This window comes from Pseudomonas sp. GXZC, assembly GCF_026967615.1.
Taxonomy (GTDB): domain Bacteria; phylum Pseudomonadota; class Gammaproteobacteria; order Pseudomonadales; family Pseudomonadaceae; genus Aquipseudomonas; species Aquipseudomonas azotoformans_A.
This window is the reverse complement of record NZ_CP114115.1, coordinates 1066461-1081493: the sequence shown is the minus strand read 5'-3', so window position 1 is coordinate 1081493 and position 15033 is coordinate 1066461. Positions and strand designations below refer to the sequence as shown.

The following is a 15033-nucleotide window of genomic DNA, read 5'->3' as shown; positions in this document are numbered from 1 at the left end:
GCCCTGTTTCATTCCTTACGGAGAAACAAACATGAACGACCTATCACACACCGCGTGCCCACCGTTGACCAACGGCCTGACCGAATTCATCGACGAGTTCGGTGATGAGTTGCTGGACTCTCTAAACCGCTCTAACCCACCGGTCTATGCCGGCAACACCAACGAAGCTCGTCATCAGGTGATGAACGCACTGAAACGCCAACCTTTCCCAGCGCAATCTGAGGTAGTTCAGGCCGTTACCGCTCTACTGCTGGACCGCAATGAAGAGGCAGCCGTTATCAATGCGGAGATGGGCACTGGTAAAACCATGATGGCCATTGCCGTGGCGGCCGTCATGCACGGCGCCGGCTACCGCCGCACCATGGTCGTTTCGCCTCCTCACCTAGTCTACAAATGGCGGCGGGAGATCCTTGAAACCATTCCAGATGCTCGCGTTTGGGTGTTCAATGGCCCCGATACCCTGGTCAAGCTGCTCAAACTGCGTGATCAACTGGGAGATCCCTACGACGGTCGGCAAGAGTTCTTCATCCTAGGGCGCGTGCGTATGCGGATGGGGTTTCACTGGCGTCCCGCGTGTTGGCCACGTCGCTCTGCCGGCGGACACCGCTTTGCAGGCTGCCCAGATTGCGGTCGTCTTCTGGAGGATCTAGAAGGGAACAGGATCACTGTCGAAGATTTTCACCGAGAGGAACGCCGTCAAAGCTGCCCTCACTGTCATGGCCAACTCTGGACGCTGATGCGTCCAGGCAAGGCCGAGAACGGAACGCGTCGGGCAACCATACTGAAGTCGATGTGCCGAATTCCGACCATCGGCCCAATACGTGCAGACAAATTGCTGAATGATTTCGGGGAGGATTTTCTCGCCTCGATGCTGATCGATAACGTCAGCGAATTCATTAACCTGATGGACGCCAAGGGCAACTTCATCTTCAGCGACCGTCAAGCCAAACGCATGGAGCGTGCCATGGCCAACATTGAGTTTGGCTTTGGTGAAGGTGGCTATCAACCCACGGAGTTCATCAAGCGCTACTTGCCTGATGGATATTTTGACCTGCTGGTGGTGGACGAAGGGCATGAGTACAAAAACAGCGGCTCTGCCCAGGGCCAAGCCATGGGAGTGCTGGCAGCAAAAGCACGTAAAACCGTGCTGCTGACGGGCACACTCATGGGAGGCTACGCCGACGATCTGTTCTACCTTCTGTTTCGTATCCTCACTCGCCGCATGATCGAGGACGGTTACCGACCAAACACACGCGGCAGCATGGCACCAGCCGCCATGTCGTTCATGCGCGATCATGGCGTGCTGAAGGATATTTACAGCGAGCGGGACAATCAGTCGCACAAAACCGCCAAGGGTAAAAAACTCTCAGTACGTACGGTGAAAGCCCCGGGCTTCGGCCCTAAAGGAATTCACCGTTTCGTATTGCCGTTCACCGTCTTTTTGAAGCTCAAAGACATCGGTGGAAACATCTTGCCCGACTACGAAGAGGAGCTGGTCGACGTGCCCATGGCATTGGATCAGGCATCTGCCTACCAGAAGCTAGCCGGAACATTGGCTGCTGAACTTCGCCAAGCACTTGCTCGCCGGGATACCACGCTGTTGGGGGTGGTACTCAACGTGCTGCTGGCGTGGCCTGACTGCTGTTTCCGACCCGAGGTAGTCAAACACCCCCGCTCCAAGGAGACACTGGCGTTTGTTCCTTCGTTTTTTGCAGACGAGGAACTGATGCCGAAGGAGAAGGCGCTGTTGGACCTGTGTTTATCGGAGAAAGCGAAAAATCGGAAGGTTTTGGCTTACTCCGTGTACACCGGGACGCGAGACACCACCAGCAGACTCAAGCGGCTCTTGGAACAGGCGAGCTTGAAAGTGGCAGTCCTTCGAGCCTCGGTCGACACGGCCAGGCGCGAGGACTGGATCCTCGATCAGGTTGATCGCGGCGTCGACGTGCTGATCACCAACCCGGAGCTGGTAAAAACCGGACTGGATCTGCTCGACTTCCCGACCATCGCGTTCATGCAAACGGGATACAACGTTTACAGCCTGCAGCAGGCGGCGCGAAGGTCATGGAGGATCGGTCAGAAACTTCCGGTGCGGGTGGTGTTTTTTGGCTACGCACAAAGCTCGCAGATTACCTGCTTGCAGTTGATGGCGAAAAAGATCGCGGTGGCTCAGAGCACGTCAGGAGACGTACCGGAGTCAGGTCTCGATTCGTTGAACCAGGATGGGGATTCGGTCGAGATGGCACTTGCTAGACAATTGATCTCTGTATGACCTCAAGGCCACCTCCGGGTGGCCTTTTTTACACGTGCGCCAGGCATGGCGCGTTGCGCGCAAGCGCAACCAGCTTGGCCGTGGTGGCCTCGCTGGTGACTTGGAGGTGAAAGTCCTCTACACACCCGGCAAGGGGAAGTGTTAGCCAGAGGCAACGGTGTCGCGGGTGACCGCGAATCTGAAGGAAGCCCGAGGCAAAATGCTGGCCTGACGAACAGCAAGCGGATAGAGGCGGCGCTGCGGGGTGAAGGGGCGTGTTTCCCTAAAGCCCAATACTTGCACGGGACGCTGCGACGTAGATCCGACAGGCATAAGCAGGAAGGTCGCGCGAATTACCCTGGGAGATCTGCACGTTTGCCACAGTGCTACCGAGCGTCGAGAGGCGACGGGATGAGCGTGCAGAAGTCAGCCGAGGCCGTAGTAAGTGGCGAATAACCCCGTCACCAAAGGCCGAACAAGTTATACCGCCAGTAGGCGTCACAGTCTCGTTGAATACCGAAATGCAGAAATTTCTCCAAGAGAAGACTGTTACTCCGAGTCCCGGACAGTATCCGAGGATGACGGCTGACAGCGCACAGGTATCGGCGGCATCTGTGACGTGGACGAACGCGGAGCCGGACACGCTGATGGAGCAGGTGCTTGCACCGGCCAACCTTAGGCCTGCGTATCAACGTGTGGTCAGCAACAAGGGCGCACCGGGTGCCGATGGCATGACGGTCGACGACTTGGCGGACTACGTGAAACAGTATTGGCCGACCCTCAAGGTGAGGTTGCTGGCCGGCGAGTATCACCCGCAGGGTGTACGCGCCGTTGACATCCCCAAACCCAAAGGCGGAACACGGCAACTGGGTATTTCCAGCGTCGTGGATCGCTTGATCCAACAGGCACTGCTGCAACAGCTAACGCCAATCTTCGATCCTCTGTTCTCGGACTACAGCTACGGCTTTCGTCCGGGTAGAAGCGCTCACCAAGCCATCGAAACCGCGCGCGGCCACCTGGCAGCAGGTCACCGCTGGTGCGTGGAACTTGATCTCGAGAAGTTCTTTGATCGGGTCAACCACGATGTCCTGATGGCCTACGTGGCGCGTCAAATCGAAGACAAGCGTGTGCTCACGCTGATCCGTCGTTACCTCGAAGCGGGAACGATGTAGGGCGGACTCGTCAGCCGACGGCAGGAAGGGACGCCGCAAGGCGGCCCGCTCTCGCCGTTGCTGTCGAACATCCTGCTCAACGAACTCGACCGCGAACTGGAACGGCGAGGCCATCGCTTCGTGCGTTATGCCGACGACGCGAACATCTATGTGCGCAGTCAGCGAGCTGGCACGCGGGTGATGGCCGGTGTTGAGCGTTTCCTGAATCAGCGTCTTAAACTGACGCTGAACCGGGAAAAGAGCCTCGTAGCACGGCCTTGGGTCTGCGACTATCTGGGTTATGGGATGAGCTGGCATCAGCAACCGAGGCTGAGAGTGGCGACGATGAGTCTGGGTCGCTTGCACGACCGGTTAAGAGACCTGCTGCGCGGGACGCGGGGCCACAAGATGGCGAATGTCATCGAACGGATAAACCCTGTGCTGCGCGGGTGGGCAGGCTACTTCAAGCTCAGTCAGAGCAAACGGCCACTTGAGGAAATTGACGGCTGGGTGCGGCGCAAACTTCGCTGCGTCGTCTGGCGTCAATGGAAGCGGCCCTCAACGAAGGCACGTAACTTGATGCGCCTGGGCTTAGCGAAGCTCGCGCCTGCAAATCAGCCTTCAATGGCCGAGGCCAATGGTGGAGCTCGGTAGCATCTCATATGAATCAGGCGCTGCCGAAGAAGCTATGGGATAAACTTGGGTTGGTCTCGGTACTGGATACGATAAACCGGCTTAGCCGCATAGCTTGAACCGCCGTATACGGATCCGTACTTACGGTGGTGTGAGAGGATGGCGTATGTACATCCACCTCCTACTCGATCCGTTAAGCCACCGGGCCTAACCGGCATTCGGTCGGGTCAAATTGACGTAGTATCAAGCAAGCAGTTAACTGGCTATCCATAAAGTTAACATTAGGCCAGGTTATGAACGCAACCCTCCTTGGTCCCATCACCACCGGTGGGCATTCCTACCGATTTATTCCAGCTAGGTCTCGGCCAGTTTTCCTTCGCCGGCGGCCGACTACCTTGAAAAGCTGATATCGCTGGATGAGCTTTTTGAGATACGAGCGCCGCACGTCTACTTGGCGAAAATTTCGGGTGACAGCATGCAAGGCGCCGGTATTTTCAACGGCCACCTGGTGATCGTCGACCGAAGCAAAACAGCACATCATGGGGATCTCGTCATTGCAGCGCTCAACACCGAGTGCGTGTGCAAGAGTCTGCACAATCGAGATGGCCAAGTCGTGTTGATGGCTGAAAACCCAAGGTTCCCACCTAGGCATGTGATGGAAGGCGATGAGCTGATGATTTGGGGTGTGGTCAAATACAGCCTGCGCGATCACGAGCGCTCGACATGAGCATCACTCCAGTATTCGCTCTGGCGGACTGCAACAGTTCCGGGGCTTTACTAACAGTTAGATACGATTTTTTCTAGAGAATACAATCGGTTAGGCTAGGTAATTTTTTTCACGTTTTTTGTTTTTGAGGTGGTCGTCGCACGTTAATCGGGCTCTGCCCATCCGCTATCCATGTGGCTCCAAAGATCAGGCATGGAGGGGCATGGCAGGACTCCACGCGGCAATCGAGTTTCTGGCTGGGTATTACACAGACTTGCCCGCCCGTTTGCATCCGACCTGACCAGTCCTTTGGGCCGGATTCGACCAGCACGCTTCTTGATCATGACCGGCAGAAGACGACCCATAGCGGACAACCTTGTCACTTTCAATTTCTATTCTTAGAGAGAGGCAATCAGTGCATCCATGTGCTTCTGATCGGTTTGCGTGATAGCTTCTATGAGATCCTTTACGGCATACTCAACATCAAAGATCAGTTCATTGTTCCCAACCAATCTATCGATAGTGTTGGCATGGCTAAAGTAGTGGAAGACCTTAAGGATGCGCTTGGATTTCTCAACACCAAATAATGCTTCAGCTCGTTGATCTACCGTCTCCTTCATGATTCCAGGTAATCTTGAGTAGGTATAAAGCTCAATGAATCTCCGTATTGCATTGGGCAAGAGCATTAAAACGGTATGATCTGTCTTGTCTGGGGCCTGGTGGAAGCGGTAAATCACTTCAAAGAGGAAATGATACTCCGATTGATAACGGGCCAATGATGTAGGCATGTCGCAAAATGTTGATTCCTTCTCGCTTATCCGCTTAATGAGGAACAGTCTAGCCCCTTGCTTGGAGGCTTCTGGCTTAATTTCGCGTAGCAGGTTAAAGAATTCGAAATTGTGAGTCGAAATGAAAATCTGCTTGCAGGTAGTTAACCATGGGGAGTTTTCGTTTTCTTGCTTGAAAAATAATGATCGGATCGCGGCTGTGATTTGAAAGATATGATTGGCATCAAGGCTTGAAATTGGGTCGTCGATATATACGACAGTCTGCTTGAACTCCTCAGGCTTCAACTCTTGAAGCTTAGTGAGGAAGTAGGAGAAGGCAATGGCGGTGCGCTCCCCATCACTAAGATTCTTGGCGACCTTGCCATTCTTGCGGAAGAGCCTGAACTGCTCTTGGTTCGTCGTCGGATCTTTGATAACCAATATCTGGATAGCTTCACTGCCCAGCATGGATACCAGTCGTTCATTGATCTTCTCTCGGCCAAGCTGGGCTTGACTGATGAGGGCCTGAAGTTTCTCGACTTCCCCTTGAAGGCGTGTGGCGTACGTGTGCAGCCGATCACGACGTTTGACTATCCGTGCTTTTTTACGTTCGTATCCGGCATTCTCTTGAGAGTCGATGAACTGCTGAACGTAGTGGTACCTCACTTGCTTAATGGCCTCTGCCTTAGCAGTGGTGAAGTTGTCAGCTAGCTTATTGTTTTCATCGATTACGGTATTGATGACCTTGATCGCATCGACAATGACACTGGCCAGTCCTTCGGCCAAAGGGGTTGGTTCCAGCTGTTTGCGTGGGGCATCAACCTTGCGTTGGACGTCATCCGCAAGGGTCTTTACTGCCAGATTGAACGCTTCAATGGCCTTAGGTAAAGGCGCGGCAGCGACCTTATAGCTGTCTCGGAACTGTGGGTTGAACTCAGCTTCCTTGGGCAGCGTGAGCTTGATCTCAGCGGATTTTACACGCTGCAAAAGGTTTTCGACTTTCTGCTTGTGCTCCTTGAGATCTTTGGAAAAGTGGGCTCGAAATGTGGCAAGCCTATCCTCGGTGACAGTGTTTCCGCAGAACTCGCAAGTGCCTTCTTGTTGGTGGATGTGTAGGCCTGACTCAACCCAGCGCTCGATCTCCGGATGGTCTTCAAGATGCTTGAGCATGTTGGTGAAAGTTGGGATAGCAGCAAGAATTGTTACTGCATCTTGGTGAATATTTTCAATCGATGGAGAGGCGTCGACCCTGTCGACGGTGCTTGGCTTCTTGTTGTCAGGAGTTAAGGCAAGTTCAATACTTTCCGAAAGATCCTTCTCGTCCAGAAGTTGGGAGTCGAGGACGCCCACGACCGGTATGTCATTTCCTAGCTGGGTTGCAGTATAGGGATCAATCTTAAGAAGCTGACGAAGGTTTTTGGCCGCATCCGTTTTGGCATTGGAAACTGTCTGGGTGATAGTGTTAAATTGAGAATCAAGCTTCTTCCTCGTTCCCTCGGATTTTTTGATTCGACCCGAGATGTAACCAATCTGATTTTGGGCCTCTTCGGATTCTTTGCCGAGAAGAAGAATTGGCTTAAAGCTATTGCCTTCAAAATGCAAATTGTCTCGAATGAAGTCTGAATTAAAAACGCGAACTATCAAGTTGGATTGCTCGAAGTTCTTGTCTGTGATCGGCTGCTCATCGGTCTCGAAGCTGAATTCACATCCAGCTAGATCGGGGTTCGGCTTCTTTGCTTCGAGTTGTGCGAATAGCCTCGAAAGCGTCGTTTTTCCCGAGTAATTCCACCCAAAGATCAAGTTTTTTATCCCGAACTCTTGGGTATCTATCGGCTTAGTGTAGTTGTTGTAAATGCCCAGATTTTTTATCTTCGAGATTCCTTTTATCACTATCACACTCCATAGTGCTCTTGATGTTGGCTATGTCAGACTCGACCATTCTGTTTTGGTGTTTTGTCAAAACTAGTGCAGCGCAGGACGTATCGGTGAGTATCTCGTTCGTCAGGGAGGTTAGCATTGAAACCCAATGAATGAGACGAAACAAATGACCGCTCCTGGCCGTTCTCTGTCGGTCATGGCCACTAAGCGTGCTGGTCAAATCCGATGCAATCGGTGGTCAGGTCGAATGCAAAGGTGGTCACGTGAAATGCAATTTCGCATCTGGCGGCTCGGAACAAAAATTACAGGCCGTTTGATCTGTGGGTCACGTTTTGTGGGAGGGCAGGGCTACTATTTTAAGGTCACCGCTTCTTGCTTTTAGGGCTCGCAGTTCTGCCATCAGAACTTCATTAATCGACGCGAGGTCAGCGGTTTTCAGGCGTAGCTCTTCTAGTTCTTGGCGGAGCAGTTTATTTTTCTCGCGTTCCGCTATGAGATCCTGATGCTTTACGTCGCGTTGGGCACGACTGGAGCGGCCCTGAGCCTCGCGGATTGCCTCGGCCACATTCGGGTAGTGGTTATGGATCAACGCCGTTGAGACGCCCGCCTCACGAGCTACTGCGGCAATAGTGACTTTGGTCTCACCTGTATGGGCTCGGCCACGTTGAATGCGAGCTAACGCAAGACGTAGATCTCGCTCTCGACTGTCGGATGTCTTGCGTGTTGTTTTCATTCGTCAGCGGTCTCAGGTTCAAATTCAAGCTGTTCCAGTACATTCCGACAACGATCCAAATCACGCAGAACGCGCTGTCGACCACCTTCGCCGATGTCTTTACAGTCCAACAATCCTTTTAGGTTGTTGAAGAGACCTTGGTAGACCCCAGCGTGCTGGACACCAATCACAGAGCTGTCGCAGCCGCCACAGCGCGTTCTTTCCATTGTATTGCCGACGCAACCGTCATCATCAGCAGTACACCAGGAGTGGCCATTACTTCGGATCGAGGTGCTCTCGGCAATCGACTTAACCATCGAGGCATGGCTTTTGAAAATGGCGAGATTTTTGGGGTCTCTTTGCCATTGCTTGATTGATCTTCCGTAACCGCCCCCTAGAGATGAAGTGCCCAACCAGCCACTAACCACACCAGACTTGATGTCTTCGAGTTCGAACTGGATATCTTCAAAAAGCTCGATATCGAGGTGCTGACCCCACTCCTGATCCATGGCGTAACCTAAGGTCATATCCATCGACCAATGAGCGAAGTGTTCTCGGAGGTAGCGCAGGTCACCGAATTGGCTATGCGCAGCGTAGTTGGCAAATTTTCGCCGGAATTGATGGCTTGCGAGATTCCAACTGAGGCCACAACTCCTTGCGAAGGCTTTCAGGTTCTTGTTCCAGGTTGAGCCCGAGAGGGTTCTGACTAGGTTGTTTTTCGTGGCACTGACGCCAAGAAAAAGCGCATGCCGATGCTTGTGTGCTTCGGTGATTTGAGGGTCAGTCGGATTGATGCTGTGGCGCCGAGTGATTTCGTCAGCAATCATCGCCTGGTAGGGAGCGGCCCAACGCTCCATTAGGCGCACCGCCGATACTGTACTTTCAGGAATCATCCAATCATGGATACCTGCGTCGGTTTTTTCCGACGTTGATCGCAGCCAGTGGTAGACCGTGCCTTCATCGTCCTCAGTGCTGTGGTGAGCTCCGATCATGACGTTTGCTAACTCATGGTTTCGGCAGCCGGAAGTGCTGGCTATGACAATGTAAGATGCCGTTCTGAGGCTCTGGATCGCTTGATTGAACTCTCCAAGCCCTCCGGCCCAGCCAAGCGCAACCAGTCGACGATTTTTCGCCTCTTGAATGTTTCTGGTTACTTGTCCATTCCGCTCAGCAGAGACGCGTTCTAGATCATCTTGGATGTCGAGCAAAGCATTACCACGCCGAACCTGCTCATGTGCCTTCTCGAATAGAGTGCAAAATACATCGTCGGGTAGTAATGGGGTCTTGCCAGCCTCTTCACCCCGCGATCGGCGCCCTGACATCGCGCTCGCCGAGGTATCAGGCCAAGGGTTTCTAGGTATTGGATCGTGGGTGTATTGGCTCAGCTCGTAGAGGGCCTCCACAGCCATAAAGCGCCGTTCAAGCGCGCTGACAGATAAGGGTTTTCCCTTACTACGCCGTGTCTGGCGGATAGCCCTGCACTCAGAAACGTAATTTGCACAGACCATGGGTGTTATCGCACCGAAATGATCGATCTTGAATGTGCTTACATGCCGCAAAAACGGCAGGCTGTTTTCGAAAACGTTGCGCAGTGTGCTGGCAGATGGGCGTTTTTGTCCGGCGCGGCCACGACGTAAATACCGATACATGACGGACTTCATCACCGGAATAAATTCAATAGGGACGCGACTGAAGTCTATCTCCCGCACACCGTCTGGCACATTGCTGGTGAATCCCTCTAATCGCCAAGTCATGTCACGATATCGACTAAGGATGACCCACTCGCGTCCTACCCTAGTGGCACTAATGATGAGCGCTTCACGTTCGTTCACAGCGAGCTTGCGAACATCCCCTGGCTGCTGTCCCAATTCGCTCCACTGTAGTGCATCAGTATTAAGCGCACTCACGAGAAAATCTCCAGGCTATCCAGGACATCCACTGACCAAAAGGGATGCGGACTGACGCGAGCTTGCTCGCGGGCTGCCTCCACAGCTTCTGGTTTGAACGCTCCTCGCCGCAGGCCTTCGGCGATAACATAGTCGTCTATCAATCTAGGAATGTGGGCGTATTGCTGGCTCCAACGCCGTTTACCCATCCGTACACGCTCCGCAAATACTCGGAAATAGAAACTGAATAGTCGGTGCAAATCCTCACCTGTAATCGCGTAGTGTTTGCAACGCAGGCAGTTGAGAAATGAAAAGCACGCGATACCTTGGCGTTTTGGCGCGTATTGACCATTTACCGGGTCTTCGCACTGGCCCATTGGAGTTTTTTGGTATGTAGCGCCTATCGTCCGACTAAGTAGTTCTTGCACCAGGATCTCTCCCATGAAGCGCCAGTTGCGCCTTGCTTCAGTGCTCGGTGCTAGATAATTTCTCTCGGCCACCTGAGGCGTATTTCCTAGCGCGATTGACGTCGTCGTCAAATCGCCATCTAACAGTTCAAATATTCGATTGGCAAATGTCTTGCGCAAGCGTGAGATATTGATGCGAAGCGGCTTACCATCTGTGTCTACAAGCTTGTAGTCGGTTACCAGCTTTCTGGTCGCTAGCTTCAGCGCCCCGTCTGTCAATTCGATGATGCCGCCACGGCCTGGCCCTCGTTGTACGCGATAGAGCCATACAAGATCTTTGATGCTATCAGGCGCTTCTGGCCGTAGCGGTTCACTAAGGATCAGGACTCGGCGGATCAGGCGCTCAATATTGGTTCTGATGGTCGGAGTAGATTCAAGGAGGCGCTCGTCCGCGCTTTCTGTTCGTAGAGCAACCTTGTTTGTGGTGTGTCCACGGCGCTTCCACAAAACCAAAAATACACTTCCGTCTTTGGGATGCGCTCGCAGGCAGTCGCGCCCCATTTCTAGAAGAGGGGTGGAGTTGCGCCCTGTATGCAGTGCGATGGTCAACAGTACGTAGGCCAAAAGCTCACCACTTAGGACGGCATCATCTTTCCATATCGGTGCAACTGCTTGTTTCAATGCCGAGGCAAACGCTTGCCTTTGGCGCTTGGGTAGTGGCGTTTCTCCTTTGTGTTTACCACTACTAGGGAAGGGGTTTCTTGGAAAGGTCGCATCGTCCCCTGACGTGATCAGAGAAATTATCCCTCTGCTACCTAGCGCATTCAGGATGGATTTCGCAGACGTGTAGTGACTTCTCTGGCTGAGGGTAGCGATGCCAAGGCCTGCGAGGTGCCCGAGAAAATCGTCCACTAAGGAGCGATTAATGTCTCCAAGCACTAGCTCACGCTCAAGCGCTGTGGCTCGCAAAGTCGCAAAGTTGAGGAAGTGATTTAGGCCGCCTTTGCATATACTCGCTACGGTACTCGGCTCGATTTCGCTGTCTTGCTTGGCGAGGTATCGCTCAATTTGCCGCTGGCATGCATAGGTGATTGAATCGATACCAACCCCGTACCACGACGCGAAATCATAGTTTCTAGAGCCGGTAGGGTTTCTCCCAAAATCGACATTCGTATTTGTAGGTGGAAGCGCTTCAGGAAGTACGAAAACCGCACCCACTGAATCACGACTATGTTCCACCTGGGGCACGCTGAGGTCGGTCTTAACAAAGATCTTTCGCTTGCCCATTAAAATGCGTCCATGCCATCTGCAAGCTCGTCATCGTAAGCCAGTACCGCATTGTCAGCGAGTTCATTGATCAGGTGCAGGTATATCATCGTCGTTTGGATGGAGCTGTGGCCGAGTTGTCGCTGCAAAAACACGAGCGGTTCAACCTCTCGGCCATTGCGCTGAAGAGCGAGTAGCGTATGAGTTGCATAGGTGTGACGAAGCATGTGCGGATGCACTCTGAGGTTCGCTCGTTTTCCAATATCACGGACAATGCGTTCAATGCGCTTTCCATCATCGGCGTAAGGCTCACCAAGCTGATTCAGAAACAATGGTTTGTGCTGGGTATCACTCAACGAAGCCCGCTCACCACGAACTTGCACCGCGTATCGATGGAGCTCCAGGAGGAAACGCCGACTGATGTAAATGTCACGCGGCTTGCTCCTCTTGGTGCGCATACTGCTACCATCTTGTGGATCGAGATGAATCCGAATGTTTCGCTCAGGTTTGCCGGCCTTGTCGGGATCGAAGACGTAGGACAAGGGAAAAGTCGCGATTTCTTCTCGCCTCAGCCCTGTATGAAGACCCAGCCGGATCATCATTCGGTGATGTGGATTCTCTGCTTCTGCCAGCAGCGCCTTAATCTCGTTCATGCTGAGAAATTTGGGCAGCACTCGGTGCTTCACCGGCATGATGTCATTCACCAATGCTGTTCCACCATTGGCAGCAACGTGAGCTAGAAAACCTGACTCGCCATTTATTTTCCGCTCCTCAAGTCTGAACGGTAGCTTGGTTACCCATCCCTGATGTTGAGCAAACTCGTAGAACTTGCATACGTAATGAAGCCTTTGGCGGGTGGTGGAACGTGCCAACTGACACTCTACCAAGCAGAAATCTCGGTAGCCCACGACTAGGCTCTTTGCCTCACCTCGATCTACATCTCGCCAGTCGAGTCCATGCGCTTGGAGGAAGCTGAAATAATCGTATAGAGCACGCCCGGTGCTAGGCCAAGACTTCTTAGATCCTATGGCCCCTCGGAGGAGGTAGTCGCGCATAAACTCGTTCGCATGCACGCAACTATCCATGGTGTCCCACAGCAAGATCGGGAATCCAGGATATGGACGACCTCCTATCACTAAGGACTCAGTGGCCCAAAGCAGCTCCATCTCTTTCCTCCAACCGGGCTTGAATACTGAAGATTTCTAATCTGTTGCCACGAGGATACTTTTCTCCTAACTCTTCGCAAGCTCCAGAACAACAGCTTTTATGCCAGTTGCGAGCGAGTGTTTCGGCCGGATCTTGCTGGTACGCCCATCGTCGTTCTTTCGAATAACGATCTTATGGGTGGGGTCCGTTAGTAGAACGTGTACAGTCCGAGCCACCTTCTGAAGGCCATGTTTCAGGCCTTTAAAGGAATATGCATCAGTGGGCGGTTTAGGGCAGGGCTGATGTTAGACACTTTTTGTTTGAAAAAGTATTGGTTATCTGGTTCGCACCGCACGGCGCTTGTCTTCCTCTAGATGATTCGCAGATGAAGTGTCATTGGGTATGCGGAAGAAGGCCCCCGATATGTAGAGTACCTAATTATAAAGCTCAGCAGCCTAGCGCATGTTTAGGATGTCAATGTTTTATTATTAACAGACGCCATTTATCATTCTGAAAATATCGATATTCAGAATATCCGAATTTCTTGACTTCGGATATGCCTAAGAGTGATTCTTCATTCGCAGTTATTCGTACACAGGCTGAACAGGCGAAAAACTATAAGGATTTTGTCTTTGGGTAATGAGTCGGAATAGGCGGCAATTTAATATCAACGACTAATTTTCGAAAACGCTCTATTGACGAGTTTGATATTATAACCGAGGCTTTTGAGAGGCTGGTAAACAACGTGCCCCGTAATCATAAAAATTTAGAAAGGCAGCGCAAAGGCAAGCTAGAAGTCACGTTGTCCGCCGTGGACGACGAGGCTGGTAGGTCTCGATCCCTCATAGCTCGATCAAATACTAAATATTATTAAGTGAGGGATATAGTTTTAAAAATGGAAAAAGAAAATTGCCTCAACGTGGTGAGGCTGCCAAAAAAATTGAAGAGATAAAACAAGAAAACCTTGATCTTAAGAAGCGCTTTGAGTTAGCACTTGAGTCTCAGGCCCAGATGCTGTTCGAGAGAACAAGAGCTGAGCGGGAGGCCGCGGAGTGGTTGAAGGCTTACAGGTCTTTACAAGACCAAAACAAGGCGGCAGTAAGATTTTCTCTGCACTATTCGACAAGTAATTGCCCTATGGCGGCGCCATTTCGATGATGTCAATCTCAAAGTAGTAAATCTGCGGAGCGCCACTTGGGAACATGAATTTGGCGACATATTAAAATTTAAGGCTTTCCTGACTGCTCTGCTAAAAACACCCTCATGAACGAACACTTTTAACATTCTGAATTTGAGCGCTTTATATTGCTACCAAGGATTTTGAACGGGGCATTATTTGAAAGTATCAAATATTATTCGCAAGTTCATTATTTTTAATAATGTAAATCTAGCGTTTTTCTAGAACATATCCCACGCCTCTAAGTGTGTGTATTAACTTACTCTCAAAAGGGTCGTCCATCTTGGCTCTAAGTCTTCTTATGGAAACCTCAACGACATTAGTGTCGCAGTCAAAATTCATATCCCACACTTGGGATATGATTTGTGTGCGGCTTAGAACAATGCCCGTATTCCGCATTAGATAGTGCAGCAGAGCAAACTCCTTTGTTGTTAAGTCTATACGCTGACCATCCCTGAACGCTCTGTGGCGGCTTTGATCCAATTCAAGGTCAGCTACGCGAATGATTTCTACAGATGCAGCACTATCCGACCTACGCATCAATGCGCGAACTCGAGCAAGCAATTCGGGGAACTCGAAGGGTTTAATTAGATAGTCATCAGCTCCATTCTCCAAACCTCTGACTTTATCGATTAGTCGGCTGCGGGCAGTGAGCATCATAATACGCGAAGAGCAATCTTTGCGTCGTAATAGTTCTAGAACTTGCCAACCATCCATCTCTGGAAGATTGATATCTAGAATAATGAGTTCATACATGTGCTGCTTGGCCAGAAATAGCCCGTCAGAGCCGGTATGTACGCAATCCACTACATACCCGCACTCCGTGAGGCCCTGGCGTACATATTCAGCAGTTTTTACCTCATCCTCAATTACCAGAATTCGCATTGGATTTTGTCTCGATATTACTCAGCAGTTTTAACCACGCAAGTGCGCAGTCATCATTGGGGGGAATGGTAAATCAAAACTAACTGTCCGTGGCTTAAATAACGGACTTGTAATTGTTAAGCAATACGCTTGATAACCTCGCGGTTTAATGTGTCGCCATCTGGGTTT

Annotated in this window: 8 protein-coding genes and 3 pseudogenes; 5 read left to right on the top strand and 6 right to left on the bottom strand. The window is 51.6% G+C overall.

Translation table 11 applies throughout. The annotated features are described in order from the left end of the window. Positions 1–31 precede the first annotated feature (31 nt). The 3 genes and pseudogenes from OZ428_RS05025 to OZ428_RS05015 all read left to right on the top strand — a co-directional run bounded on the left by OZ428_RS05025 (position 32) and on the right by OZ428_RS05015 (position 4762). The gene (locus OZ428_RS05025; RefSeq protein WP_133074737.1) at positions 32–2272 is read left to right on the top strand and encodes a DEAD/DEAH box helicase family protein; all 2241 of its coding nucleotides are present in this window, start codon (positions 32–34) and stop codon (positions 2270–2272) included. A gap of 461 nt (positions 2273–2733) precedes the next feature. Then, a pseudogene (ltrA, locus tag OZ428_RS05020) lies at positions 2734–4154 on the top strand (group II intron reverse transcriptase/maturase). 174 nt (positions 4155–4328) lie between these two features. Further along, positions 4329–4762: pseudogene (locus OZ428_RS05015) on the top strand (LexA family protein). A gap of 377 nt (positions 4763–5139) precedes the next feature. Here the strand turns inward: OZ428_RS05015 and OZ428_RS05010 are convergent. The 5 genes from OZ428_RS05010 to OZ428_RS04990 all read right to left on the bottom strand — a co-directional run bounded on the left by OZ428_RS05010 (position 5140) and on the right by OZ428_RS04990 (position 12529). Next, positions 5140–7398 carry an AAA family ATPase gene (locus tag OZ428_RS05010; RefSeq protein WP_269132829.1) on the bottom strand — a complete coding sequence of 753 codons (2259 nt, stop codon included), beginning with the start codon at positions 7396–7398 and terminating at the stop codon, positions 5140–5142. A 313-nt stretch (positions 7399–7711) separates the two neighbouring features. After that, positions 7712–8119 carry a TetR family transcriptional regulator gene (locus OZ428_RS05005; protein ID WP_054889573.1) on the bottom strand — a complete coding sequence of 136 codons (408 nt, stop codon included), beginning with the start codon at positions 8117–8119 and terminating at the stop codon, positions 7712–7714. Then, the gene (locus OZ428_RS05000) at positions 8116–10005 is read right to left on the bottom strand and encodes a hypothetical protein (RefSeq protein ID WP_054889574.1); all 1890 of its coding nucleotides are present in this window, start codon (positions 10003–10005) and stop codon (positions 8116–8118) included. Before OZ428_RS05000 ends, OZ428_RS05005 begins: the two co-directional genes overlap by 4 nt. Beyond that, on the bottom strand, positions 10002–11678 hold the full coding sequence (locus tag OZ428_RS04995; RefSeq protein ID WP_054889575.1) for a hypothetical protein: 1677 nt from the start codon (positions 11676–11678) through the stop codon (positions 10002–10004). Before OZ428_RS04995 ends, OZ428_RS05000 begins: the two co-directional genes overlap by 4 nt. After that, on the bottom strand, positions 11678–12529 hold the full coding sequence (locus tag OZ428_RS04990; RefSeq protein WP_228759047.1) for a tyrosine-type recombinase/integrase: 852 nt from the start codon (positions 12527–12529) through the stop codon (positions 11678–11680). The genes OZ428_RS04995 and OZ428_RS04990 overlap by 1 nt, the downstream gene beginning before the upstream one ends. 333 nt (positions 12530–12862) lie before the next feature. Between OZ428_RS04990 and OZ428_RS04985 the strand changes: the two are divergent. Continuing rightward, a pseudogene (locus tag OZ428_RS04985) lies at positions 12863–12994 on the top strand (Y-family DNA polymerase); the annotation flags it as partial. A 718-nt stretch (positions 12995–13712) separates the two neighbouring features. After that, a complete protein-coding gene (locus tag OZ428_RS04980) occupies positions 13713–13961 on the top strand; it encodes a hypothetical protein (protein WP_269132828.1) in 249 nt (82 codons plus the stop codon). A gap of 229 nt (positions 13962–14190) precedes the next feature. Here the strand turns inward: OZ428_RS04980 and OZ428_RS04975 are convergent, their stop codons facing one another. Next, positions 14191–14865 (bottom strand): heavy metal response regulator transcription factor, encoded by a 675-nt coding sequence (locus OZ428_RS04975; protein WP_017736199.1) that lies wholly within the window; start codon positions 14863–14865, stop codon positions 14191–14193. Positions 14866–15033: the final 168 nt, after the last annotated feature.